This is a genomic window from Pontibacillus marinus BH030004 = DSM 16465 (assembly GCF_000425225.1).
Lineage (GTDB): Bacteria > Bacillota > Bacilli > Bacillales > BH030062 > Pontibacillus > Pontibacillus marinus.
The window spans coordinates 20,146-44,157 of the sequence record NZ_AULJ01000036.1 but is presented as its reverse complement, the minus strand read 5'-3'; the positions used below and the strand labels follow the sequence as shown (position 1 = coordinate 44,157).

Here is a 24,012-nt window from a genome sequence, read left to right as displayed (position 1 = left end):
CTTTTGAAACGCTTACTGTATAATATTTCTATATCCAGGGAAGTACGGTCGGGGGGAATCCTTACGTGAGCATCGGACAATTGGAGACGGACATCACGGACTTAGAAAATCTAGCTGATGAGGATATTGTTGAATTTGTGCACAAAGGAGATAGTCGCGCACTTGAACATTTAATTAATAAATACAAGAATTTTGTGCGTGCTAAGGCTCGAACATATTTTCTCATCGGAGCGGATCGAGAAGATATTGTGCAAGAAGGCATGATTGGACTATATAAGGCGATACGTGACTATCAAGAGGACAAGCTCTCTTCGTTTAAAGCCTTCGCCGAACTATGTGTCACCCGCCAAATTATTACTGCAATTAAAACAGCCACCAGACAAAAACATATTCCACTCAACTCATATGTTTCTTTAGACAAGCCCATTTATGATGAAGAATCCGATCGCACGTTGCTTGATGTGATCTCGGGTGCAAAAGCATTAGATCCTGAAGAATTAATTTTGAACCGAGAACGATTTGGTGATATGGAATTAAAAATGTCTGAATTGTTAAGTGATTTAGAACAAAAGGTCCTTACACGCTATTTAGATGGACAATCCTATCAAGAGATTTCAAAAGAGCTAAACCGACATGTAAAATCCATTGATAATGCACTTCAGAGGGTGAAAAGAAAGCTTGAACGCTACTTAGAAGTAAGTGAAATCACATTGTGAAGACAGCGTTGACACGGTTTTGAGAGCATGATACAGTAATGAAAGTTATGAACCCTGATAAGGGGGAGAGAGAAGTATGAGTAAGAAAATCGTCTTAGCATGCATCGAGTGCTTGAGCCGAAATTATACCACTGATAAAAATGCTACTACTCAATCTGAACGACTCGAAGCTCGAAAATTTTGTAAAAAATGCGGTAAACATACCCTACATCGGGAGACAAAATAAAAGACGAAGCCGTTTTTGGTGAAAGTTTGGGGGTACCATCATTGTTTAAATTTCTTAAAAATGTATCTCGAGAGATGCAAAAAGTTAGTTGGCCTAAAGGCAACGAATTGACTAAGTATACAATTACTGTTTTGACAACAGTAGCATTTGTAGCTATCTTTTTCGCAGCCATAGACCAAGGAATTTCAATGATTCTGGAATTATTTTTCGAATAAAGCACTGATCTTTATGTTATAATGATACTAAATATGTTTCATGCTCAAAAACCCGTTCTACGGGTTTTTTCATGTGGTTAAAAAATCTAAGTACACGACAAGGGAGGGAAGGGCAACCATTTGTCCTAACACTATGGAAAAAAGATGGTATGTCGTTCACACCTATTCTGGTTATGAGAATAAGGTAAAAAAGAATTTGGAAAAACGTGTGGACTCAATGGGAATGGAAGATAAAATTTTCCGTGTTCTAGTTCCAGAAGATGAAGAAACGGAAATTAAAAACGGAAAAAGAAAGACAGTAAACAAAAAAACGTTCCCGGGTTATGTTATAGCTGAAATGGTTATGACAGATGATTCCTGGTATGTTGTGCGCAACACACCTGGAGTAACTGGTTTCGTTGGATCAACTGGATCAGGGTCCAAGCCAATCCCTCTCTTACCAGAAGAAGCTGAGGCAGTGCTGAAACGCATGGGTATGGATGAGCCTATTCATGACATTGACTTTGAAGTGAAAGAAAGCGTCACTGTAACAGATGGTCCGTTTGCAAACTTTACTGGTACAATCGAGCATATTGACTTGGACAAGCAGAAGGTGAAAGTTCACGTCAACATGTTTGGCCGTGAAACACCAGTCGAGCTAGAGTTCTCTCAAATAGAAAAATTATAAGAATCCCCCTTGCATTCTTTTTGTCATAATGATAGAATTTTTATGTTCTTTATGCCTCGAGCAAAGAGGATTCATGTTATATGAAAAGAGTGGGAGGGGTTAACCCCCAGTAACCACATCACGGACTTAAGGAGGTGTGTCTCGTGGCTAAAAAAGTAGTTAAAGTTGTAAAACTTCAAATCCCTGCAGGTAAAGCAAACCCAGCACCACCAGTAGGACCAGCACTTGGTCAAGCAGGTGTTAACATCATGGGTTTCTGTAAGGAATTTAACGCTCGTACAGCAGATCAAGCTGGCATGATCATTCCGGTAGAAATCACGGTTTTTGAAGACCGTTCATTTACATTTGTTACTAAAACTCCACCTGCTGCTGTTCTTCTTAAAGAAGCAGCTGGAATTAAATCCGGTTCAGGTGAACCAAATCGTAACAAAGTTGCCACAATCAAGCGTGACAAAGTACGTGAGATTGCGGAAACGAAAATGCCTGACCTTAACGCTGCTGACGTAGATGCAGCTGTGCGTATGGTTGAAGGTACAGCGCGCAGCATGGGAATCATTGTCGAAGACTAATCCCACAGCGGCTCTGGATTGAGAGAAGGTTGCGAGCATGGGGGATTTCCATATCGCAACCTTTATTCGTGGGAGGTAAAACCGTTAAAACCACAATTAGGAGGATGTAAAAAATGGCAAAACGAAGCAAACGTTATGAAGATCTTTTAAAATTAGTTGATAAATCAAAAGCTTATGAACCAAAAGAAGCTGTTGAACTTGTAAAAGAAACTGCTAAAGCTAAATTTGATGAAACAGTAGAAGCTGCTTTCCGTCTTGGCGTTGACCCTAAGAAAGCTGACCAGCAAATCCGCGGCGCAATGGTATTGCCTCACGGTACTGGTAAATCCCAACGCGTTCTAGTATTCGCAAAGGGAGATAAAGCGAAGGAAGCAGAAGCTGCAGGTGCAGATTTTGTTGGTGAACAAGATCTTATCAACCAAATCAACCAAGGCTGGTTCGACTTTGACGTAGTTGTTGCTACACCAGACATGATGGCAGAGGTAGGTAAGCTTGGTCGCGTACTTGGACCTAAAGGCTTAATGCCAAACCCTAAAACTGGTACAGTAACTTTCGAAGTAGAAAAAGCTGTTAACGAAATCAAAGCCGGTAAAGTTGAATACCGTGTAGATAAAGCAGGAAACATTCACGTACCAATCGGTAAGGTTTCATTCGATACTGATAAGCTAGTAGATAACTTTGACGCAATCACTGAAACACTTATGAAAGCGAAGCCTCAAGCTTCTAAAGGAACTTACATGCGTAACGCATCTGTTGCGTCTACAATGGGTCCTGGTGTTCGTGTTGACGTTTCTAATTACAAGAAATAATTTGTTGTTGACTTTTCAATAACGATTAGCTATAATTTTTCATGTTGTAAATAAATACGTTATACCGTAGACAGTGGGTGCGAACCAATCGCTTAATTTCCTACCGAGGTGTGTTGATATAAGAGAACGCCGTTCGTAAAACACGTTCTCTCAACCAAAGTGCCTCTATGTCTACTCATAGAGGCACTTTTTTTCTCTGAACGGTATGATGAAAAGTCAATAGGAGGTGGGACGATGAGCAGAATCATAGAGCACAAAAAGCAAATTGTGTCTGACATTGCTGAGAAGCTTCAAAATAGTAAATCTACAATCCTAGTCGATTATCGCGGCCTAGACGTAGAAGCTGTTTCAAGCCTTCGCGAACAGTTGCGTGAAGCTGGTGTAGAATTCAAGGTTTACAAAAACACGATGACTCGCCGTGCAACTGCAGAAGCAAACCTTACAGATCTTGATGAAACATTGCAAGGACCAACTGCACTTGCTTTCAGTGCGGACGATGCAGTAGCTCCTGCGAAAATCATCAACAACTTTGCTAAAGAAAACAACAACCTTGAGATCAAAGGTGGTGTAGTTGAAGGTTATGTAGCTTCCCTTGAACAAATCAAGGAGCTTGCAGAACTTCCAAACCACGAAGGTCTTGTATCTATGCTACTATCTGTACTTCAAGCACCAATGCGCAACTTCGCGCTTGCTACGAAGGCAGTGGCGGAACAAAAAGAAGAACAAGGCGCTTAATAGCCTGACGTTTTCGGTCATATAAACTAAAAACAAAAATTCTAAGGAGGATTTATCATGACTAAAGAACAAATCATCGACGCGATTAAAGAAATGAACGTTCTTGAACTTAACGATCTTGTAAAAGCAATTGAAGAAGAATTTGGAGTAACTGCTGCTGCACCTGTAGCTGTAGCTGGCGGAGGCGGCGAAGAAGCTGCTGAAGAGCAAACTGAATTTGACGTAATCCTAGAAGACGCTGGTTCTTCTAAGATCAAAGTTGTTAAAGCAGTTCGCGAAATCACTGGTCTTGGTCTTAAAGACGCAAAAGATCTAGTTGACAACACTCCAAAAGCAGTTAAAGAAGGCGTTTCTAAAGAAGAAGCTGAAGAAATGAAAACTCAGCTTGAAGAAACTGGCGCTAAGATCGAACTTAAGTAAAACAAAAGTACAACACAAAGCTCGCTGTTCATCGGCGAGCTTTGCTATTGTTATGACTTTAAAATGATAGTGGGTAACCTTTCTGGTTATATCCTCATGGACTAGTGATTTAAGAGGTTGCCGCCGATTTTTATAAATTTGAGTGGGTAGGTGTATGGGATGGCTGAACATTACTTTTCAAAAAATCCCGGATCGAAGAGTACTCCGAAACAATGGTCCTTTACGTTAAGAGGGAAAGACCTAAATCTTAGCACGGATCAAGGAGTATTTTCTAAAAATGAAGTAGATTTTGGTTCGAGAACATTAATTGAATCTTTCGAAGAACCGAGTGTAGACGGAGAATTTCTTGATCTAGGCTGTGGTTACGGTCCGATAGGTATATCCCTTGCTAAGGATTTTCCTAATCGTAACATTGTTATGGTAGATGTGAATGAACGCGCAATTGAGCTTTCAGAACTAAATGCCGAACAAAATGGTGCGACCAACGTAGAAATCCTGCAAAGCGATCGTTTCCAGGCACTCGAAGGTCGTTCTTTTGCATCAATACTAACCAACCCGCCTATACGTGCTGGTAAACAAACAGTTCATGCCATGTTGGAGGAGAGTTATCATCACCTTCTTCCGTCAGGTGAATTGTGGGTAGTTATGCAAAAGAAACAAGGGGCGCCATCTGCTCAAAAATTATTGCAAGATTTATTTGGTTATGTTGACGTAGTAAAACGAAATAAAGGCTATTACATTCTTAAAGCAAAAAAAGTTTGACTCGGTATTTTCTGTGTGATAACATTGAAAAATGCCAATATGTCACTTTTGGCATTGTCAAGAGAAATTTTTACTTTTTTACGTATATTTCATTTCTCGTCGGCAAGACTGGTAAAATCGAATGAAATGAATGAGGAAATGCGGTTTTTATAAACCCTTTTTTTCTTTTTGTCTAACGTTAGAGAAAACGAAAACTTATTTACAATTACATTCGCTTCGGTGAATGTATAATATACCTTTAACTCGCATAGTGGTCAAGATCTTTTCTGTGTGAGTCAGTTCGACATGTCTTTTGTGTCGAACGATTTTTTCTTTATTAAAATGCTTGATTTGAGGGGTGAATCAGTTGACAGGTCAACTAGTTCAGTATGGACGACATGCCCAACGCAGAAGTTATGCGCGCATCAATGAAGTGTTAGACTTACCAAATCTAATCGAAATTCAGACCGCTTCTTATGATTGGTTCTTAGAAGAAGGTTTGAAAGAAATGTTTAAAGACATTTCTCCAATTGAAGATTTTACAGGAAATCTTTCTCTTGAATTTGTGGATTACACATTAGGAGAGCCGAAGTACCCTGTAGATGAATCTAAAGAGCGAGATGTCACCTATTCCGCTCCTCTTCGCGTAAAGGTTCGCTTACTTAACAAGGAAACTGGCGAAGTGAAAGAGCAAGAAGTATTTATGGGTGATTTCCCATTAATGACGGACACTGGTACTTTCATTATTAATGGTGCAGAACGTGTAATCGTTTCGCAGCTTGTTCGTTCACCAAGCGTGTACTTTAGCCCGAAGGTAGATAAAAACGGAAAGAAAGGGTACACAGCTACCGTTATTCCGAACCGCGGAGCTTGGTTAGAATTTGAAACAGATGCAAAGGACGTTGCGCATGTACGTATAGATCGTACACGTAAACTTCCAATCACAGTTCTGTTGCGTGCTTTAGGGTTTGGTACAGACCAGGAAATCATTGACCTAATTGGTGAGAATGAATTTCTTAAAAACACGCTAGAAAAAGATAATACGGAAAACAGCGAAAAAGCTCTATTAGAAATTTATGAGCGACTTCGCCCTGGTGAGCCACCAACCGTAGAAAATGCGAAGAGTTTATTAGTCTCTCGTTTCTTTGATCCAAAGCGCTATGACCTTGCACACGTTGGTCGTTATAAGATTAATAAGAAGCTTCATATTAAAAACCGTCTCTTTAACCAAGTACTAGCAGAAACACTAGTGGATCCTGAAACAGGTGAAGTGTTAGCTAATGAAGGCGATAAGTTAGATCGTCGCTTGTTAGATAAAGTTCTACCATATCTATCTGGCCAAGATGAAAACCTTGGTGAAGCTGACATTGAACCACAAGATGGGGTTCTAGATGAACCTATCAGAATTCAATCGGTTAAAATTATCGACCCAACTGATCCAGAAGGCGAAAAAACGCTGAATGTTATCAGTAACGGTGATGTTGACGAAGATACGAAGAATATTACGCCAGCTGACATTCTATCAGCAGTTAGTTATTTCTTTAACTTATTGCATGATGTTGGTGGAACAGATGACATTGACCACTTAGGTAACCGTCGTCTTCGTTCTGTAGGCGAATTACTTCAAAATCAATTCCGTATTGGTCTATCTCGTATGGAACGTGTTGTTCGTGAGCGTATGTCCATCCAAGACACAGCTTCAATCACGCCACAGCAACTAATTAACATTCGCCCGGTAATTGCATCAATTAAAGAATTCTTTGGTAGCTCACAGCTATCCCAGTTCATGGATCAGACAAATCCGCTTGCAGAATTAACGCATAAGCGTCGTCTATCTGCACTAGGACCTGGTGGTTTAACGCGTGAACGTGCTGGTTTCGAAGTTCGTGACGTACACTACTCTCACTATGGTCGTATGTGTCCGATCGAAACGCCGGAAGGACCGAACATCGGCTTGATTAACTCTCTATCAAGTTATGCGAAGGTTAATAAATTTGGTTTCATAGAAACACCTTTCCGTCGCGTAGACCCTGAGACGAATAAAGTAACACCACAAATCGATTATCTTACAGCTGACGAAGAGGACAACTATGTTGTTGCTCAGGCTAACGCCAAGTTAGAAGAAGATGGATCCTTTACAGATGATGAAGTTATTGCTCGTTTCCGTGGTGAAAACACGGCTGTGAAACGTGACCGTGTTGATTACATTGACGTTTCTCCGAAGCAGGTTGTATCTGCTGCGACTGCATGTATTCCGTTCTTAGAGAACGATGACTCCAACCGTTCCCTAATGGGTGCGAACATGCAACGTCAGGCAGTACCATTGATGGAACCGGAATCTCCAACTGTAGGTACAGGAATGGAGTACGTTTCTGGTAAAGACTCAGGTGCTGCTGTTCTTGCACGCCATGAAGGTGTTGTAGAACGTGTAGATGCGAAAGAAGTACTTGTTCGTCGCATCTCTGAAGTAGATGGCAAAGAGGTACAAGGTGACCTTGATCGCTATCGTTTACAGAAGTTTATCCGTTCCAACCAAGGAACTTGTTATAATCAGAAGCCAATTGTCAGCACGGGCGATCGTGTTGAACAAGGTGAAATTTTAGCTGATGGCCCGTCTATGGAAAAAGGTGAGCTTGCTCTAGGTAAAAACCCACTTGTAGCATTTATGACATGGGATGGGTATAACTATGAGGATGCTATCATCATGAGTGAACGTCTTGTAAAAGATGATGTTTACACATCTATTCATGTTGAAGAATATGAATCAGAAGCTCGTGATACAAAATTAGGGCCTGAAGAAATCACACGTGATATTCCAAATGTGGGTGAAGAAGCTCTTAAGAACCTTGATGACCGCGGAATTATCCGTGTTGGTGCAGAAGTTACAGATGGAGACCTTCTTGTAGGTAAAGTAACGCCTAAAGGTGTAACAGAACTATCTGCAGAAGAACGTCTATTACACGCTATCTTTGGTGAAAAAGCGCGCGAGGTTCGCGATACTTCCTTACGCGTTCCACACGGAGCTGGCGGAATTGTTCTAGATGTGAAGATCTTCAACCGTGAAGATGGAGATGAACTTCCTCCAGGAGTGAATCAACTTGTACGTGTTTATATCGTGCAAAAACGTAAGATCTCTGAAGGGGATAAAATGGCTGGACGTCACGGTAACAAAGGTGTTATTTCTCGTATTTTACCTGAAGAAGATATGCCTTATTTACCAGACGGAACTCCAGTAGATGTCATGTTAAACCCTCTTGGTGTACCTTCTCGTATGAACATTGGGCAGGTACTTGAGATGCACCTTGGTATGGCTGCTCGAGAGTTAGGTATCAAAGTTGCCACACCAGTATTTGATGGTGCTCGTGAGGAAGATGTGTGGGAAACACTTGAAGAAGCTGGAATGGCGAGAGATGCAAAAACAGTTCTTTACGATGGTCGTACTGGTGAGCCATTCGATAACCGTGTATCAGTAGGTGTCATGTATATGATTAAACTTGCTCACATGGTTGATGACAAACTTCACGCTCGTTCAACTGGACCATATTCACTTGTAACGCAACAGCCATTGGGCGGTAAAGCTCAATTCGGTGGACAGCGTTTCGGTGAGATGGAGGTGTGGGCACTAGAAGCATATGGTGCCGCTTATACACTACAAGAAATCCTTACGGTTAAGTCGGATGATGTAGTTGGACGTGTGAAAACGTACGAATCGATCGTTAAAGGATCAAATGTTCCTGAACCTGGCGTACCTGAATCCTTCAAAGTATTAATTAAGGAACTTCAGAGCTTAGGTATGGACGTTAAGATGTTATCCTCTGACGAGTCAGAAATCGAAATGCGTGATATCGAAGAAGAAGAAACACAATCCGCTGATAACCTTAGCATTGAGGAAGCTGAAAAAAACGTTGAATAATAGCTTTTCAGCACAAGATTCATTGTTTAAGGTAGAACCTGGATACTATAAGGGAGGTAGGCCCCTTGCTAGATGTTAATAATTTTGAATATATGAAGATAGGTTTAGCTTCTCCAGATAAGATCCGCTCATGGTCTTATGGTGAGGTTAAAAAACCAGAAACGATTAATTATCGTACGTTAAAGCCTGAAAAAGATGGATTGTTCTGCGAACGTATCTTTGGACCTACAAAGGATTGGGAATGTCATTGTGGGAAATACAAACGAGTTCGTTATAAAGGAATTGTTTGTGACCGCTGTGGCGTAGAAGTAACAAAGGCGAAAGTTCGCCGTGAGCGTATGGGGCACTTAGAATTAGCTGCCCCTGTCTCTCACATTTGGTACTTCAAAGGGATCCCAAGTCGTATGGGTCTTGTCCTAGATATGTCTCCACGTGCTCTAGAAGAAGTTATTTACTTCGCTGCTTACGTGGTAACAGATACAGGTGATACAGCACTTGAGAAGAAGCAACTTCTCTCTGAGAAAGAATACCGTACGTACCGCGAAAAGTACGGAAACACTTTCCATGCTGCAATGGGTGCTGAAGCAATCCGTAAACTTCTTCAAGACATTGATCTTGAAGGGGAAGTAGATACGTTAAAAGAAGAGCTTAAAACAGCACAAGGTCAACGTCGTACACGTGCTATTAAGCGCTTAGAAGTATTAGAGTCGTTCCGTGGTTCAGGAAATGACCCATCTTGGATGATCCTTGATGTACTTCCTGTAATCCCACCTGAATTACGTCCAATGGTTCAGTTGGATGGTGGACGTTTTGCGACTTCTGACTTAAATGATTTATATCGTCGTGTGATTAACCGTAACAACCGTTTAAAACGTTTGTTAGACCTTGGAGCTCCTACGATTATCGTTCAAAACGAAAAACGTATGCTTCAAGAAGCAGTTGACGCACTTATTGATAATGGCCGTCGTGGTCGTCCTGTAACAGGACCGGGTAATCGTCCGTTGAAGTCTCTTTCTCATATGCTGAAAGGTAAACAAGGACGTTTCCGTCAGAACCTTCTTGGTAAACGTGTTGACTACTCAGGTCGTTCTGTAATCGTAGTTGGACCAAGCTTGAAGATGTATCAAGCAGGTTTACCAAAAGAAATGGCTTTAGAATTATTTAAACCATTTGTAATGAGAGAACTTGTAGACCGAGGTCTTGCTCATAATATTAAATCAGCTAAACGTAAGATCGAGCGCATTCACCCAGAAGTATGGGACGTTCTAGAAGATGTTATTAAAGAACACCCAGTACTATTAAACCGTGCGCCTACCTTGCACCGTTTAGGAATCCAGGCGTTTGAGCCAGTGTTGGTTGAAGGGCGCGCAATTCGTCTTCACCCACTTGTATGTACAGCATATAACGCGGACTTTGACGGTGACCAAATGGCTGTTCACGTTCCATTATCAGCTGAAGCACAAGCGGAAGCACGAATTCTAATGCTTGCTGCTCAGAACATCCTGAATCCAAAAGACGGTAAGCCAGTTGTTACACCTTCACAGGACATGGTATTAGGTAACTATTACCTGACTCTTGAACGTGAAGATGCAATTGGTGAAGGTAAAGTCTTTAAAGATACTGAAGAAGCTTTAATTGCTTATCAGAACGGGTATGTTCACCTACACACTCGTGTAGCTGTATATGCTGGTTCGTTACAGAATCAGACATTTACTCAAGAACAAAATGAACAACTTCTTCTTACAACTGTAGGTAAGTTGATTTTCAATGAAATACTTCCAGAGTCGTTCCCTTATATCAATGAACCGACACAGGATAACTTAGAAAAACTTACTCCTGAAATGTACTTCATTCCAAGAGGAACAGATGTTAAAGAAGAGATTAAAAAGCGTGATATTGTAGCACCATTCAAGAAAGGTATCTTAGGAGATATCATCGCAGAAGTGTTCAAACGCTTTAAGATCAGTGAAACATCCAAGATGCTTGACCGCATGAAGGATCTCGGCTTTGCTTATTCTACAAAAGCTGGTATTACCGTAGGTGTATCTGACATTGTTGTATTACCTGAAAAACAAGAGATTCTTGATGAAGCGCAAGAAAAAGTCGACAAGGTTATGAAGCAGTTCCGTCGTGGTTTAATCACGGATGACGAACGCTATGACCGTGTAATTGCGATTTGGTCTGCGGCTAAAGATGACATTCAAGAGCGCTTGATGAAATCCTTAGACCCTACCAACCCAATCTACATGATGAGTGATTCTGGTGCCCGTGGTAACGCATCTAACTTCACACAGCTAGCAGGTATGCGTGGTCTGATGGCAAACCCATCCGGTAAGATCATTGAACTACCGATCAAGTCCAGCTTCCGTGAAGGTCTAACAGTACTTGAGTACTTTATTTCTACACACGGTGCTCGTAAAGGTCTAGCCGATACAGCTCTAAAAACAGCTGACTCAGGTTATCTAACACGTCGTCTTGTTGACGTTGCCCAAGACGTCATTGTCCGTGAAGATGATTGTGGAACAGACCGTGGCTTAGAAGTAGAGTCTCTAACTGAAGGTACTGAAATGATTGAGCCATTAATCGACCGTCTAATTGGACGTATTGCATTTAAGACAGTACGTCACCCAGAGTCAGGGGAAGTAATGGCGAAACCTAACGAGTTAATAACTGAAGACAAAGCAAAACAAATTGTTGATGCAGGTGTTGAGAAAGTTGTTATCCGTTCTGTATTCACATGTTCTACACGTCATGGTGTATGTAAGAAGTGTTATGGCCGTAACTTAGCAACTGGTTCTGAAGTAGAAGTAGGAGAAGCAGTAGGAATTATTGCAGCACAATCAATCGGTGAGCCAGGTACACAGCTTACGATGCGTACATTCCACACAGGTGGTGTAGCAGGAGATGACATTACACAAGGTCTTCCGCGTATCCAAGAGTTGTTTGAAGCTCGTAACCCGAAAGGTCAAGCTGTAATCACTGAAATCTATGGTACTGTAGAAGATGTTGCTGAAGTAAAGGATAAGCTTGAAATTACTGTTCAAGGCGAAGTAGAGAAACGTAGCTACACTGCACCTTATGGAGCTCGTATGAAAGTATCAATCGGCGACTCTGTCATTGCAGGAGATGCTCTAACAGAAGGTTCCATTGATCCGAAAGATCTCCTTAAGATCCAAGGTATGGAAGGTGTAGAAGCTTACCTTCTAAAAGAAGTGCAGAAGGTATATCGTATGCAGGGTGTTGAAATCGGAGATAAGCACGTAGAGGTTATGGTTCGCCAGATGCTACGTAAAATCCGAGTGCACGATGCAGGTGAAACTGATGTGCTACCTGGTTCCTTACTTGAAATTCACCAATTTAAAGAAGCGAACCAAAAAGCATTAATAGAAGGAGAGCAACCAGCAGTTGGTCGTCCTGTACTATTAGGTATCACAAAAGCATCTCTTGAAACAGATTCATTCTTATCAGCAGCGTCCTTCCAGGAGACTACTCGTGTCCTAACAGATGCTGCGATTAAAGGTAAACGCGATGAGCTTCTAGGCTTGAAAGAGAACGTTATTATTGGTAAGCTTGTTCCGGCTGGTACAGGAATGCCGAGATACCGTAGTATCGAGCCTGCTTCTGATGAATTAACTGAAGATATGAAATCTGCACCAGAACAACCAGAAGAAATCACACAGTCATAATTGTGTAATGATAAGGAAGCAAGTGATAAGCTGGGAAGTATCTTGATAAAAAATCACATCACAACGTTGACATACAATCGAGTGAGTGATAATATATTCAAGGTGCTTCCATTTATCCTTGTTACTTTGGAGGATATATTAAATGTCTTATGATAAAGTAGCACAGGCTAAGCCGAATATTGTAATCGGAACTAAGCAAGCCATGAAAGCAATGAAACATGGCAAAGTCAATGAAGTTATCATTGCTGATGATGCTGATCAGCAAGTAACTGTTAAAGTGCTGCGACTCGCTCACGAGTTAGCAACTCCTGTATCGCAAGTAGATTCTAAAGAGAAACTTGGAAGAGCATGTGGTATTGATGTGGGAGCAGCTGTAGTGGCGATAAAGCAATAAAGTTTTGGCGTTATGCAGTAAGCATTCGCGAAAGCTTTGTTTTTTGCCTATTTATGAACCACCTGGATGTGTGGTTTTACTAAAGCAATTTTGAAGGGAGGATAATAGAATGCCTACTATTAACCAATTAGTACGTAAAGGACGCGTTTCTAAGACGTCTAAGTCTGACTCACCAGCATTGAATAAAGGTTACAATAGCTTCAAAAAGCAATTCACTGATCTTTCTTCTCCACAAAAGCGTGGTGTTTGTACACGTGTTGGTACGCTAACACCGAAAAAACCAAACTCCGCACTTCGTAAATACGCTCGTGTACGTCTTACAAACAGTATTGAGGTTACTGCGTATATTCCTGGTATCGGCCACAACCTACAAGAGCACAGTGTTGTTCTTATCCGTGGAGGTCGTGTAAAAGACTTACCAGGTGTGCGTTATCACATTGTTCGTGGTGCGCTTGATACTGCAGGAGTTGAAGGCCGTATGCAAGGTCGTTCTAAATACGGTACGAAGAAACCTAAAAAATAATGTAAGTTAACTTGCATTTAACTAAGTATTAATAAATGAAATATAAACTGAAAGGGGGAGACCATATGCCACGTAAAGGACCAGTACCAAAGCGTGATGTATTGCCGGACCCAATGTACAACTCTAAGCTTGTTACACGCTTAATCAACCAAATCATGATTGATGGTAAGCGCGGTAAAGCTCAGAAAATTCTATATAGTGCGTTTGAACTTGTTCAGGAGCGTAGCGGTAACGATGCTATGGAAACTTTCGAACAAGCACTTAAAAACGTAATGCCAGTACTAGAGGTTAGAGCACGTCGTGTAGGTGGATCTAACTATCAAGTACCAGTAGAAGTACGTCCGGAACGCCGTCAAGCACTAGGACTTCGTTGGTTAGTAAACTATTCCCGTCTTCGCGGTGAGAAGACAATGGAAGAGCGTTTAGCTAATGAAATTCTTGATGCAGCGAACAACACTGGCGCAGCTGTTAAGAAGCGCGAAGATGTTCACAAGATGGCTGAAGCGAACAAAGCATTCGCTCACTACCGTTGGTAATCACAAACAAAATAAACCAAGCAATAGGAAGGAGAAAGATTCATGCCTAGAGAGTTCTCCTTGGAAAAGACACGTAATATCGGCATCATGGCTCACATCGATGCCGGTAAAACAACAGCTACAGAGCGTATTCTTTTCTATACAGGACGCATTCACAAAATTGGTGAAACGCACGAAGGTGCTTCCCAAATGGACTGGATGAGCCAGGAGCAGGAACGTGGAATTACAATCACTTCCGCTGCGACTACGGCTCAATGGAAAGACCACCGTATCAACATCATTGATACACCAGGACACGTAGACTTCACAGTAGAGGTTGAACGTTCCCTTCGTGTACTTGATGGTTCAGTGGCTGTACTAGACGCACAGTCTGGTGTAGAACCTCAGACAGAAACAGTATGGCGTCAGGCGACAACTTACGGTGTTCCACGTATTGTTTTCATTAACAAGATGGACAAAGTAGGCGCTGACTTCCTATACTCAACTTCAACTCTAAACGATCGTTTAGGTGCTAATGCTCACCCAATTCAGCTTCCTATCGGTGCTGAAGATGAGTTTGAAGGAATCATCGATCTAATTGGAATGCAAGCATTCTATTACATGGATGACCTTGGTACACGTGCAGAAGCTCGTGAAATCCCTGATGAGTATAAGGAACAAGCTGAAGAGTATCGCTTGAAGCTTATCGAAGCTGTTGCTGAATCAGATGAAGAGCTTATGATGCGTTACCTTGAGGGAGAAGAATTTACAAATGAAGAGTTAATGGCGGCTATCCGTACAGCAACTCTAAACGTAGATTTCTACCCTGTATTATGTGGTTCTGCATTCAAAAACAAAGGTGTTCAACTTCTAATTGATGCGGTAATTGATTACCTACCATCACCGTTAGATGTACCTCCAATTGAAGGTCACGTACCACGTACTGAAGAAGAAGTAGTTCGTAAAGCGGACGACAACGAGCCTTTCTCTGCTCTTGCCTTCAAGGTAATGACAGATCCATATGTAGGTAAGTTGACATTCTTCCGTGTGTATTCCGGTCTCCTTAGCTCCGGTTCATACGTTAAAAACTCTACAAAAGACAAGCGTGAACGTGTAGGTCGTATCCTACAGATGCACGCAAACTCTCGTGAAGAGATCTCTCACGTATATGCAGGTGATATCGCAGCTGGTGTTGGTCTTAAAGATACAGCAACAGGTGATACGCTATGTGATGAGAAGAGTCTTGTAATCCTTGAGTCTATGGAATTCCCTGAGCCAGTTATCTCTGTTGCGATTGAACCAAAATCAAAAGCAGACCAAGATAAAATGGCTGTAGCTCTAGCGAAACTTGCTGAAGAGGATCCAACATTCAAAACTGAAACAAACGTAGAGACTGGCCAAACGATTATCTCAGGTATGGGTGAACTTCACCTAGACGTTATCGTTGACCGTCTGAAGCGTGAGTTCAAAGTTGAAGCGAATATCGGTAGCCCGCAAGTTGCTTACCGTGAAACTTTCCGTGGTTCTGCACAGGTTGAAGGTAAGTTCGTACGTCAGTCTGGTGGTCGTGGACAATACGGTCACGTTTGGGTTGAGTTCGAACCAAACGACGAAGGCGCTGGCTTCGAATTCGTAGACAAAGTAGTTGGTGGTGTAATTCCACGTGAATACATCAACTCAGTACAACAAGGTATCGAAGAAGCTATGGAAAACGGAGTAGTTGCTGGCTATCCATTAATTGATATTAAAGCAACACTATTCGATGGTTCTTACCACGATGTAGACTCCAGTGAAATGGCTTATAAAGTAGCAGCTTCTATGGCACTTAAAGACGCGAAAAACAAGTGTAAACCTGTTCTACTTGAACCAATGATGAAGGTTGAAATTGTTATTCCAGAAGAGTACATGGGAGACATCATGGGTGACGTAACAGCACGTCGTGGACGTGTAGACGGTATGGATACTCGTGGTTCTGCTCAGCTTGTAAAAGCATTCGTACCTCTATCTGAAATGTTTGGTTATGCAACAAGCCTACGTTCTAACACACAAGGTCGCGGAACGTACACTATGCACTTCTCACACTATGATGAAGTACCGAAGAGCATTTCTGATGAAATTGTTAAGAAAAATGCTGGTGAATAATTGATTTTTTCACCATCTTCAAGTATAACTTGTATTGTAGCCGTAGATGCATATGAGGTGCTTGACACCTCGTGTGCTTCTATGACACAAATAAATTATTAAAAATACATTTTCTTATATTTAAAGGAGGAAGTTTTCATGTCTAAGGAAAAATTCGACCGCTCCAAGTCCCACGTTAACATTGGGACTATCGGACACGTTGACCATGGTAAAACTACATTAACAGCAGCAATTACTACAAGCCTGCACGCACGTTCAGGTTCTGGTGAAGCACGCGCTTACGATACTATCGATAACGCTCCAGAAGAGCGCGAGCGTGGAATCACAATCTCAACAGCACACGTTGAGTACGAAACAGAAAACCGTCACTATGCACACGTTGACTGCCCAGGTCACGCTGACTATGTTAAAAACATGATCACAGGTGCAGCACAAATGGACGGTGCGATCCTAGTAGTATCCGCAGCTGATGGCCCAATGCCTCAGACTCGTGAGCACATCCTACTTTCTCGTCAGGTTGGTGTACCTGCGATTGTAGTATTCCTAAACAAAGTTGATATGGTAGACGACGAAGAGCTTCTTGAGCTTGTAGAAATGGAAGTTCGCGATCTTCTATCTGAATATGAATTCCCTGGCGACGATGTACCAGTTGTTGCAGGTTCTGCTCTTAAAGCTCTTGAAGGTGAAGAAGAGTATGTAAACAAAATTTATGAACTAATGGATGAAGTTGATAACTACATCCCAACACCTGAGCGTGACCACGATAAGCCATTCATGATGCCAGTTGAGGACGTATTCTCAATCACTGGTCGTGGTACAGTTGCAACAGGTCGTGTTGAGCGTGGATCAGTTAAAGTCGGTGACGAGATCGAAATCATCGGTATGGCTGAAGAAGCATTCAAGACTACTGTTACAGGTGTAGAAATGTTCCGTAAGCTTCTTGACTATGCAGAAGCTGGTGACAACATTGGTGCGCTACTTCGTGGTGTTAACCGTGACGACATCAACCGTGGACAAGTACTAGCTAAGCCTGGTACTATCAATCCACACCGTAAGTACAAAGCTGAGGTTTATGTACTTTCTAAAGAAGAAGGTGGACGTCATACTCCATTCTTCAACAACTACCGCCCACAGTTCTACTTCCGTACTACGGACGTAACTGGCGTTATCCAGCTTCCTGAAGGTGTAGAAATGGTTATGCCTGGCGATAACGTAGAGATGACAGTTGAGCTTATCTCTAAAGTAGCTATCGAAGACGGTACGAAGTTCTCTATCCGCGAAGGTGGACGTACTGTAGGCGCTGGCGTTGTTTCTGAGATCATTGAGTAATAACTCAAATTGATTTATAAAAGCAGCAGACACTTTGTGTCTGCTGCTTTTTTTAACTTTCTTACCGTTTTTACAATTAAATGTACGTACTTATCTAACTTTCATTGATTTGAAGTGACTATATATATAGAAGAAACTCAATAACTGGATTGAAAATCAAAAAATACCTCTACACAACTATATTGTATCTTGTTATAATTTTGAATGTGTTATAGATAGCCACTATAATAATTCTTCATTTATTCATTCAATTTATTTATCCGCATTTCTACATAAATAATTAACCCACATGTAAATTTCATACCATAATCATCTTCCTCTAATATGAATCTGTGAAAATTGTCTTGAAATTTAATAAAACCTTGAAAATATGGCTATACCTTTGTATAATATGAAAAGTGCGAATTCATACGGAAAATATCGAATTTGCTGTTGCATTAGGCCGCATGAACCTTTATAATGAGTAATGTTGGTCATAAAAGGCGATGAAGCGAAAGGTTGCTGACACACCCGGCCCCTTTGCCATGGCAAGGTTGTCAGGATAAATTTTCGCGGAGAAAGTCTATTATAAAATGGGCGATAAAGGAGGGAAAATAATGGCAAAAGAGAAGATCCGTATCCGTTTAAAGGCGTATGATCACCGTATTCTAGATCAATCCGCTGAGAAGATCGTTGACACAGCGAAGCGTTCAGGAGCTAATGTTTCTGGTCCAATCCCGCTTCCGACTGAGCGATCCATTTACACAGTTCTTCGTGCGACACACAAATTCAAAGATGCTCGTGAGCAATTTGAAATGCGTACGCACAAACGTCTAATCGACATTGTTAATCCAACACCACAAACGGTTGATTCACTAATGCGTTTAGATCTACCATCTGGTGTGGATATCGAAATTAAACTATAAATCAGAACAAAATAGGAGGTGTAACGGATGACGAAAGGAATCTTAGGTCGTAAAATCGGTATGACTCAGCTATTTGACGAGAATGGAGAGCTAACTCCAGTAACTGTTGTTCAAGCTGAACCGAACGTAGTTCTTCAGAAAAAAGAAGATAACAACGATGGTTACGAAGCGATCCAGCTTGGTTTTGCTGATGAAAAACATGCAAACAAGCCACAAAAAGGTCATGCTGAAAAAGCACAGACTAACCCTAAGCGCTTCATTCGTGAAATCCGTAACGCTAACGTTGAAGACTACGAAGTTGGTCAAGAAGTTGGCGTGAATGTATTTCAACAAGGTGATGTAGTTGATGTAACTGGGACTTCTAAAGGTAAAGGTTTCCAAGGTGCTGTTAAGCGTCACGGTCATAACACTGGACCAAAAACACACGGTTCCCGCTACCACCGTCGCCCAGGTACATTAGGTGACATCAACTCAATGCACGTATTCAAAGGTATGAAGCTACCTGGTCAAATGGGTGGTAATACCGTAACAATCCAAAACCTAGAGATTGTAAAAGTTGACGAAGAGCGTAACCTTCTTCTTATCAAAGGAAACGTTCCTGGTGCGAAGAAGTCTTATGTAGAAGTCACTTCTGCAATCAAAGGTAACTAATCACCAAACGAAAGGAGGATAAGTCATGCCTAAAGTATCTTTATACAACCAAAGCGGTTCTCAAGTAGGCGATGTTGAGCTGAATGAATCTGTTTTTGGTATTGAACCAAATCAACATGTAATGCATGAGGCAGTAGTGATGCAACGCGCAACACTTCGCCAAGGTACTCATGAAGTTAAAAATCGTTCAGAAGTGAGCGGTGGAGGACGCAAACCATGGCGTCAAAAAGGAACAGGCCGTGCACGTCAAGGTTCTATTCGTTCCCCACAATGGGTAGGCGGTGGAACAGTATTCGGTCCTACTCCACGTAGTTATAGCTATAAGCTTCCAAAGAAAGTTCGCCGTTTAGCTCTTAAATCTGCTCTTTCCCAAAAAGCAGTAGAAAACAACCTAATCGTTCTTGAAGATTTATCTATTGATGCTCCAAAAACGAAAGAGGTTGCAAGCCTTCTTAAAGGTGTAGAAGCTGAAAAAGCGGTAATTGTTACAGCAGACGTGAATGAAAATGCTGAACGCTCAGCAAACAACATTCCTGGCGTAAAAGTTGTAACTGTAGCACAAGTAAACGTACTTGATGTATTAACGCATGACAAGCTGATCTTTACAAAAGAAGCAGCTGACAAAGCAGGGGAGGTGCTTGCATAATGAAAGACCCACGTGATATTATTAAGCGCCCCGTTATCACAGAGCGTTCTGCTGATTTAATGGCTGAGAAAAAGTACACTTTTGAAGTTAGCAACAAAGCTAACAAAACTGAAATCAAAGAAGCAATTGAAACGATCTTTGATGTAAATGTTCAAAAAGTAAACACGATCAACCTTAAAGGTAAATTCAAGCGTATGGGCCGTTATGGAGGTTACCGTGCGGATCGTAAAAAAGCGATCGTTCAGTTAACTCCAGACAGCAAAGAACTTGAATTCTTCGAAGGTGCATAAAAAATAAACCTAATTAAAAAGGAGGGAAACAAAGATGGCGATTAAAAAATACAGACCAACCACTAACGGTCGTAGATTTATGTCCGGTTCAGATTTCGCTGAAATCACTACGGATCAACCTGAAAAGTCTTTATTAGCGCCCCTTCACGGAAAAGGTGGACGTAACAATAAAGGTCGTTTAACAGTTCGTCATCAGGGCGGAGGTCATAAGCGTCACTACCGTATGATTGATTTCAAACGTGATAAAGATGGAATACCAGGCCGCGTTGCTACAATCGAGTACGATCCAAACCGTTCCGCTAACATTGCGCTTGTTAACTATGCTGACGGTGAAAAGCGCTATATCCTAGCTCCGAAAACTCTTACAGTAGGTGCTGAAATCATTTCTGGTGAAGAGGCAGATATCAAAGTAGGTAACGCTCTTCCACTTAAAGACATTCCAGTTGGTACTATTGTACACAACATTGAACTTAAGCCAGGACGTGGAGGACAACTTGTACGCTCCGCTGGTGCTTCTGCTCAAATCTTGGGCCGTGAAGGTAAATACACTCTAGTTCGCTTGAAATCTGGTGAAGTACGCTTGATCCTAGGAACTTGCCGCGCTACAGTAGGTCAAGTTGGTAACCTAGAGCATGAGCTTATCACAGTTGGTAAAGCTGGACGTTCCCGTTGGAAAGGCATTCGCCCAACAGTACGTGGTTCTGTTATGAACCCTGTTGATCACCCACACGGTGGTGGTGAAGGTCGCGCTCCAATCGGACTTCCATCTCCTATGTCTCCATGGGGTAAACCGACACTTGGTAAGAAAACTCGTAAGCGTAACAAAGCATCCGATAAATATATCGTTCGTCGTCGTAAAAAATAAACGGGGTTAGACGTCGGGCATGAGTTGCCCGAGCGTCAATCACGAAAGGAGGTTTATGTATGGGTCGCAGCCTAAAAAAGGGACCTTTCGTAGATGACCATCTTATGAAGAAAGTTGAAGGTTTAAACGAAGAAGGTAAGCATCAGGTTATTAAAACTTGGTCTCGCCGTTCAACGATTTTCCCTAACTTTGTCGGACACACAATCGCGGTTTACGATGGACGTAAACACGTACCTGTTTTTGTCACAGAAGACATGGTAGGACACAAGCTTGGTGAATTCGCACCAACTCGTACGTTTAAAGGCCACAGTGGCGATGATAAGAAAACAAAACGCTAAATGAGAGGAGGCACACATGATGCAAGCAAAAGCCGTTGCGAAATCCGTTCGTATTGCTCCTCGTAAAGTTCGTTTGGTAATAGATTTGATTCGAGGAAAGAACGCAGGTGAAGCGATTGCGATCCTACGTCACACTCAACGCGGAGCTTCTCCAGAAGTTGAGAAAGTCCTAAACTCTGCTATTGCAAACGCTGAGCATAACTATGAAATGGACCCGGATAATTTAGTGATTTCTGAGGCGTTTGTTAACGAAGGTACTACACTTAAACGTTTCCGCCCACGTGCGATGGGACGCGCAAGTCAAATTAACAAACGTACCAGCCATATCACAGTTGTTGTATCAGAAAAGAAGGAGGGATAATCAGTGGGTCAAAAAGTTAATCCAGTAGGTCTGCGTATTGGCGTTATCCGTGACTGGGAGTCAAAATGGTACGCTGGCAAAGACTATGCAGATTTGCTACATGAAGATATTAAAATTCGTGAATATGTAGAACAACGTCTACACGACGCTGCTGTTTCTAGCATTGAAATCGAACGTGCTGCGAACCGCGTTAACATTACTATCCACACTGCGAAGCCAGGTATGGTAATCGGTAAAGGTGGTTCCGAAGTTGAAGCACTTCGTAAGAGCTTGAATGAACTAACTGGTAAGCGAGTTCACATCAACATCGTTGAAGTGAAGAAAGCTGACCTTGACGCAACTCTAGTTGCAGATAACATTGCAAAACAACTTGAAAATCGTGTATCATTCCGTCGTGCTCAAAAACAATCAATCCAACGTGCAATGCGCGCTGGCGCGAAAGGAATCAAAACACAGGTTTCTGGTCGTCTTGGCGGAGCAGATATCGCTCGCGCTGAATATTACAACGAAGGAACTGTACCACTTCACACACTACGTGCAGACATCGACTATGGTACTGCAGAAGCTGACACAACTTACGGTAAGTTAGGTGTCAAAGTGTGGATCTATCGTGGAGAAGTCCTTCCATCTAAAAAGAACTAAGGAAGGGGGATATGCATTATGTTAATGCCAAAACGTGTTAAATATCGTAAGCAACACCGTGATAGTCTAGGTGGCCGTGCTAAAGGCGGTACTTCCGTAGCATTCGGCGAATTTGGACTACAAGCTGTAGAACCAGCACGTATCACAAGCCGTCAAATCGAGGCAGCTCGTATTGCGATGACTCGTTACATGAAACGTGGCGGTAAAGTATGGATTAAAATCTTCCCAGACAAACCTTATACTGCAAAACCCCTAGAAGTACGTATGGGTTCAGGTAAAGGTGCTCCTGAAGGTTGGGTAGCTATTGTGAAGCCTGGCAAGATCATGTTTGAAGTTGCCGGAGTAAGTGAAGAGGTTGCTCGTGAAGCACTTCGTCTTGCATCTCACAAGCTTCCTATTAAAACGAAGTTCGTAAAACGTGAAGAAATTGGTGGTGAGATCAATGAAGGCTAATGAAATCAGAGAACTAACCACTGCCGAAATTGAACAAAAAGTGAAGTCTCTTAAAGAAGAGCTTTTCAACCTACGCTTTCAACTTGCTACAGGGCAACTTGAAAACACTGCGCGCATCCGTCAAGTACGCAAAGCGATCGCACGCATGAAAACTGTTGTTCGTGAAAGAGAGCTAGGCGTTAATAATCGATAAATCGAGAGGAGGTTAGCCTCAATGAGTGAACGCAACAATCGTAAGGTTTATACTGGCCGTGTTGTTTCTGACAAAATGGATAAAACCATTACTGTACTTGTTGAGACTTACAAGTTCCACCAGTTATATGGTAAACGTGTTAAGTACTCCAAGAAGTTTAAGACTCATGACGAAAACAATTCAGCTAAAATGGGCGATGTAGTTAAGATCATGGAAACTCGTCCGCTATCCGCTAACAAACGTTTCCGTCTAGTAGAAATCGTTGAAGAATCAGTAATTATATAATAAAGTTCGCTCGGGATGAAACCGAAGGGAGGTAACGACGGTATGATTCAACAGGAAAGTTCTTTAAAAGTTGCTGACAACTCCGGTGCACGTGAATTGCAGACCATTAAAGTACTCGGTGGATCTGGTCGTAAAACAGCCAACATCGGTGATGTTATTGTTTGCTCAGTGAAACAAGCAACACCAGGAGGCGTTGTCAAAAAGGGTGAAATTGTACGCGCTGTAATCGTACGTTCTAAAACAGGAGCTCGCCGTAAAGACGGTTCATATATCCGTTTCGACGAAAACGCAGCAGTAGTCATCCGTGACGATAAAGGCCCACGTGGTACTCGTATTTTCGGACCTGTAGCTCGTGAGCTTCGTGAGCACAAATTCATGAAGATCGTATCACTAGCTCCAGAAGTATTATAAATGCACGAATTATTGCCTTGTAAGGAGGTGCCACAAGCATGCATGTAAAAAAAGGTGACAAAGTTATGGTGATCACTGGTAAGGATAAAGGCAAGCAAGGTTCGATTCTTGAAGCTTATCCTAAAAATGAGCGTGTCCTTGTTGAAGGCGTGAATGTTGTTAAAAAACATGCGAAGCCATCACAAGACAACCCTCAAGGCGGTATCCTAAGCCAGGAAGCACCTATCCATGTATCAAATGTAATGCCAATTGACCCTAAGTCAGGGGAACCAACACGTGTCGGTTATGAGGTACGTGACGGTAAGAAAGTTCGTATCGCTAAAAAATCCGGTGAAGCAATAGATAAATAAATTAGCGACGAAAGGAGGGCTA

Annotated in this window: 29 protein-coding genes and 1 other annotated feature; all 29 genes read left to right on the top strand. The window is 41.9% G+C overall.

Annotation, left to right across the window (positions count from 1 at the left end; all coding sequences use genetic code 11):
- Positions 1–65: 65 nt before the first annotated feature.
- Complete coding sequence (gene sigH / locus H514_RS0108355) at positions 66–716, top strand: RNA polymerase sporulation sigma factor SigH (protein ID WP_036842073.1); 651 nt, start codon at positions 66–68, stop codon at positions 714–716.
- Positions 717–792: 76 nt separating this feature from the next.
- Positions 793–942: a 50S ribosomal protein L33 gene (gene rpmG / locus H514_RS0108350; protein ID WP_027446554.1), complete on the top strand. Its 150-nt coding sequence runs from the start codon at positions 793–795 to the stop codon at positions 940–942.
- A 41-nt stretch (positions 943–983) separates the two neighbouring features.
- Positions 984–1,157 carry a preprotein translocase subunit SecE gene (gene secE, locus H514_RS0108345; RefSeq protein WP_027446553.1) on the top strand — a complete coding sequence of 58 codons (174 nt, stop codon included), beginning with the start codon at positions 984–986 and terminating at the stop codon, positions 1,155–1,157.
- A gap of 133 nt (positions 1,158–1,290) precedes the next feature.
- Positions 1,291–1,824: a transcription termination/antitermination protein NusG gene (nusG, locus tag H514_RS0108340; RefSeq protein WP_027446552.1), complete on the top strand. Its 534-nt coding sequence runs from the start codon at positions 1,291–1,293 to the stop codon at positions 1,822–1,824.
- 143 nt (positions 1,825–1,967) lie between these two features.
- Positions 1,968–2,393: a 50S ribosomal protein L11 gene (gene rplK, locus H514_RS0108335; protein ID WP_027446551.1), complete on the top strand. Its 426-nt coding sequence runs from the start codon at positions 1,968–1,970 to the stop codon at positions 2,391–2,393.
- A 113-nt stretch (positions 2,394–2,506) separates the two neighbouring features.
- Positions 2,507–3,202 carry a 50S ribosomal protein L1 gene (rplA, locus tag H514_RS0108330; RefSeq protein ID WP_027446550.1) on the top strand — a complete coding sequence of 232 codons (696 nt, stop codon included), beginning with the start codon at positions 2,507–2,509 and terminating at the stop codon, positions 3,200–3,202.
- 46 nt (positions 3,203–3,248) lie between these two features.
- Positions 3,249–3,404, top strand: a sequence feature (ribosomal protein L10 leader region).
- 32 nt (positions 3,405–3,436) lie between these two features.
- Positions 3,437–3,937: a 50S ribosomal protein L10 gene (gene rplJ / locus H514_RS0108325; RefSeq protein ID WP_027446549.1), complete on the top strand. Its 501-nt coding sequence runs from the start codon at positions 3,437–3,439 to the stop codon at positions 3,935–3,937.
- A 57-nt stretch (positions 3,938–3,994) separates the two neighbouring features.
- Positions 3,995–4,357, top strand: a complete 363-nt coding sequence (gene rplL, locus H514_RS0108320) for a 50S ribosomal protein L7/L12 (protein WP_027446548.1) — start codon at positions 3,995–3,997, stop codon at positions 4,355–4,357.
- A gap of 159 nt (positions 4,358–4,516) precedes the next feature.
- Complete coding sequence (locus H514_RS0108315) at positions 4,517–5,119, top strand: class I SAM-dependent methyltransferase (RefSeq protein WP_027446547.1); 603 nt, start codon at positions 4,517–4,519, stop codon at positions 5,117–5,119.
- Between the two features lie 346 nt (positions 5,120–5,465).
- Positions 5,466–9,011 (top strand): DNA-directed RNA polymerase subunit beta, encoded by a 3,546-nt coding sequence (gene rpoB / locus H514_RS0108310; protein ID WP_027446546.1) that lies wholly within the window; start codon positions 5,466–5,468, stop codon positions 9,009–9,011.
- A gap of 65 nt (positions 9,012–9,076) precedes the next feature.
- The gene (gene rpoC, locus H514_RS0108305) at positions 9,077–12,697 is read left to right on the top strand and encodes a DNA-directed RNA polymerase subunit beta' (protein WP_027446545.1); all 3,621 of its coding nucleotides are present in this window, start codon (positions 9,077–9,079) and stop codon (positions 12,695–12,697) included.
- A 142-nt stretch (positions 12,698–12,839) separates the two neighbouring features.
- Entirely contained in the window at positions 12,840–13,091 is a 252-nt protein-coding gene (locus tag H514_RS0108300) for a 50S ribosomal protein L7ae-like protein (protein WP_027446544.1), read from the top strand.
- Between the two features lie 109 nt (positions 13,092–13,200).
- Complete coding sequence (rpsL, locus tag H514_RS0108295) at positions 13,201–13,614, top strand: 30S ribosomal protein S12 (RefSeq protein WP_027446543.1); 414 nt, start codon at positions 13,201–13,203, stop codon at positions 13,612–13,614.
- Positions 13,615–13,679: 65 nt separating this feature from the next.
- Positions 13,680–14,150 (top strand): 30S ribosomal protein S7, encoded by a 471-nt coding sequence (rpsG, locus tag H514_RS0108290; RefSeq protein WP_027446542.1) that lies wholly within the window; start codon positions 13,680–13,682, stop codon positions 14,148–14,150.
- 42 nt (positions 14,151–14,192) lie between these two features.
- On the top strand, positions 14,193–16,271 hold the full coding sequence (gene fusA / locus H514_RS0108285; RefSeq protein ID WP_027446541.1) for an elongation factor G: 2,079 nt from the start codon (positions 14,193–14,195) through the stop codon (positions 16,269–16,271).
- Between the two features lie 138 nt (positions 16,272–16,409).
- A complete protein-coding gene (gene tuf, locus H514_RS0108280) occupies positions 16,410–17,600 on the top strand; it encodes an elongation factor Tu (RefSeq protein ID WP_027446540.1) in 1,191 nt (396 codons plus the stop codon).
- A 596-nt stretch (positions 17,601–18,196) separates the two neighbouring features.
- Positions 18,197–18,505 (top strand): 30S ribosomal protein S10, encoded by a 309-nt coding sequence (rpsJ, locus tag H514_RS0108275; RefSeq protein ID WP_027446539.1) that lies wholly within the window; start codon positions 18,197–18,199, stop codon positions 18,503–18,505.
- 27 nt (positions 18,506–18,532) lie between these two features.
- A complete protein-coding gene (gene rplC, locus H514_RS0108270; RefSeq protein WP_027446538.1) occupies positions 18,533–19,156 on the top strand; it encodes a 50S ribosomal protein L3 in 624 nt (207 codons plus the stop codon).
- A gap of 25 nt (positions 19,157–19,181) precedes the next feature.
- Positions 19,182–19,802 carry a 50S ribosomal protein L4 gene (gene rplD, locus H514_RS0108265; RefSeq protein ID WP_027446537.1) on the top strand — a complete coding sequence of 207 codons (621 nt, stop codon included), beginning with the start codon at positions 19,182–19,184 and terminating at the stop codon, positions 19,800–19,802.
- Positions 19,802–20,092: a 50S ribosomal protein L23 gene (gene rplW, locus H514_RS0108260; RefSeq protein ID WP_027446536.1), complete on the top strand. Its 291-nt coding sequence runs from the start codon at positions 19,802–19,804 to the stop codon at positions 20,090–20,092. Before rplD ends, rplW begins: the two co-directional genes overlap by 1 nt.
- Positions 20,093–20,126: 34 nt before the next feature.
- Positions 20,127–20,957, top strand: a complete 831-nt coding sequence (gene rplB / locus H514_RS0108255; RefSeq protein WP_027446535.1) for a 50S ribosomal protein L2 — start codon at positions 20,127–20,129, stop codon at positions 20,955–20,957.
- A 59-nt stretch (positions 20,958–21,016) separates the two neighbouring features.
- Complete coding sequence (gene rpsS / locus H514_RS0108250) at positions 21,017–21,295, top strand: 30S ribosomal protein S19 (protein ID WP_027446534.1); 279 nt, start codon at positions 21,017–21,019, stop codon at positions 21,293–21,295.
- Between the two features lie 19 nt (positions 21,296–21,314).
- Entirely contained in the window at positions 21,315–21,656 is a 342-nt protein-coding gene (rplV, locus tag H514_RS0108245) for a 50S ribosomal protein L22 (RefSeq protein WP_027446533.1), read from the top strand.
- Between the two features lie 3 nt (positions 21,657–21,659).
- A complete protein-coding gene (gene rpsC, locus H514_RS0108240; protein WP_027446532.1) occupies positions 21,660–22,298 on the top strand; it encodes a 30S ribosomal protein S3 in 639 nt (212 codons plus the stop codon).
- An 18-nt stretch (positions 22,299–22,316) separates the two neighbouring features.
- Positions 22,317–22,751, top strand: a complete 435-nt coding sequence (gene rplP, locus H514_RS0108235) for a 50S ribosomal protein L16 (protein WP_027446531.1) — start codon at positions 22,317–22,319, stop codon at positions 22,749–22,751.
- A complete protein-coding gene (gene rpmC / locus H514_RS0108230) occupies positions 22,741–22,944 on the top strand; it encodes a 50S ribosomal protein L29 (protein WP_027446530.1) in 204 nt (67 codons plus the stop codon). Before rplP ends, rpmC begins: the two co-directional genes overlap by 11 nt.
- Before the next feature lie 21 nt (positions 22,945–22,965).
- On the top strand, positions 22,966–23,229 hold the full coding sequence (gene rpsQ, locus H514_RS0108225) for a 30S ribosomal protein S17 (protein ID WP_027446529.1): 264 nt from the start codon (positions 22,966–22,968) through the stop codon (positions 23,227–23,229).
- Positions 23,230–23,271: 42 nt separating this feature from the next.
- A complete protein-coding gene (gene rplN / locus H514_RS0108220; protein WP_027446528.1) occupies positions 23,272–23,640 on the top strand; it encodes a 50S ribosomal protein L14 in 369 nt (122 codons plus the stop codon).
- Positions 23,641–23,678: 38 nt separating this feature from the next.
- Positions 23,679–23,990: a 50S ribosomal protein L24 gene (gene rplX / locus H514_RS0108215; protein ID WP_027446527.1), complete on the top strand. Its 312-nt coding sequence runs from the start codon at positions 23,679–23,681 to the stop codon at positions 23,988–23,990.
- Positions 23,991–24,012 lie beyond the last annotated feature (22 nt).

Coding starts and splice junctions, on each gene's coding strand:
- rpmG (WP_027446554.1), top strand. CDS start 793: ATGAGTAAGAAAATCGTCTTAGCATGCATCGAGTGCTTGAGCCGAAAT.
- nusG (WP_027446552.1), top strand. CDS start 1,291: ATGGAAAAAAGATGGTATGTCGTTCACACCTATTCTGGTTATGAGAAT.
- rplA (WP_027446550.1), top strand. CDS start 2,507: ATGGCAAAACGAAGCAAACGTTATGAAGATCTTTTAAAATTAGTTGAT.
- rplJ (WP_027446549.1), top strand. CDS start 3,437: ATGAGCAGAATCATAGAGCACAAAAAGCAAATTGTGTCTGACATTGCT.
- rplL (WP_027446548.1), top strand. CDS start 3,995: ATGACTAAAGAACAAATCATCGACGCGATTAAAGAAATGAACGTTCTT.
- H514_RS0108315 (WP_027446547.1), top strand. CDS start 4,517: ATGGCTGAACATTACTTTTCAAAAAATCCCGGATCGAAGAGTACTCCG.
- H514_RS0108300 (WP_027446544.1), top strand. CDS start 12,840: ATGTCTTATGATAAAGTAGCACAGGCTAAGCCGAATATTGTAATCGGA.
- rpsL (WP_027446543.1), top strand. CDS start 13,201: ATGCCTACTATTAACCAATTAGTACGTAAAGGACGCGTTTCTAAGACG.
- rpsG (WP_027446542.1), top strand. CDS start 13,680: ATGCCACGTAAAGGACCAGTACCAAAGCGTGATGTATTGCCGGACCCA.
- fusA (WP_027446541.1), top strand. CDS start 14,193: ATGCCTAGAGAGTTCTCCTTGGAAAAGACACGTAATATCGGCATCATG.
- tuf (WP_027446540.1), top strand. CDS start 16,410: ATGTCTAAGGAAAAATTCGACCGCTCCAAGTCCCACGTTAACATTGGG.
- rpsJ (WP_027446539.1), top strand. CDS start 18,197: ATGGCAAAAGAGAAGATCCGTATCCGTTTAAAGGCGTATGATCACCGT.
- rplC (WP_027446538.1), top strand. CDS start 18,533: ATGACGAAAGGAATCTTAGGTCGTAAAATCGGTATGACTCAGCTATTT.
- rplD (WP_027446537.1), top strand. CDS start 19,182: ATGCCTAAAGTATCTTTATACAACCAAAGCGGTTCTCAAGTAGGCGAT.
- rplW (WP_027446536.1), top strand. CDS start 19,802: ATGAAAGACCCACGTGATATTATTAAGCGCCCCGTTATCACAGAGCGT.
- rplB (WP_027446535.1), top strand. CDS start 20,127: ATGGCGATTAAAAAATACAGACCAACCACTAACGGTCGTAGATTTATG.
- rpsS (WP_027446534.1), top strand. CDS start 21,017: ATGGGTCGCAGCCTAAAAAAGGGACCTTTCGTAGATGACCATCTTATG.
- rplV (WP_027446533.1), top strand. CDS start 21,315: ATGCAAGCAAAAGCCGTTGCGAAATCCGTTCGTATTGCTCCTCGTAAA.
- rplP (WP_027446531.1), top strand. CDS start 22,317: ATGTTAATGCCAAAACGTGTTAAATATCGTAAGCAACACCGTGATAGT.
- rpmC (WP_027446530.1), top strand. CDS start 22,741: ATGAAGGCTAATGAAATCAGAGAACTAACCACTGCCGAAATTGAACAA.
- rpsQ (WP_027446529.1), top strand. CDS start 22,966: ATGAGTGAACGCAACAATCGTAAGGTTTATACTGGCCGTGTTGTTTCT.
- rplN (WP_027446528.1), top strand. CDS start 23,272: ATGATTCAACAGGAAAGTTCTTTAAAAGTTGCTGACAACTCCGGTGCA.
- rplX (WP_027446527.1), top strand. CDS start 23,679: ATGCATGTAAAAAAAGGTGACAAAGTTATGGTGATCACTGGTAAGGAT.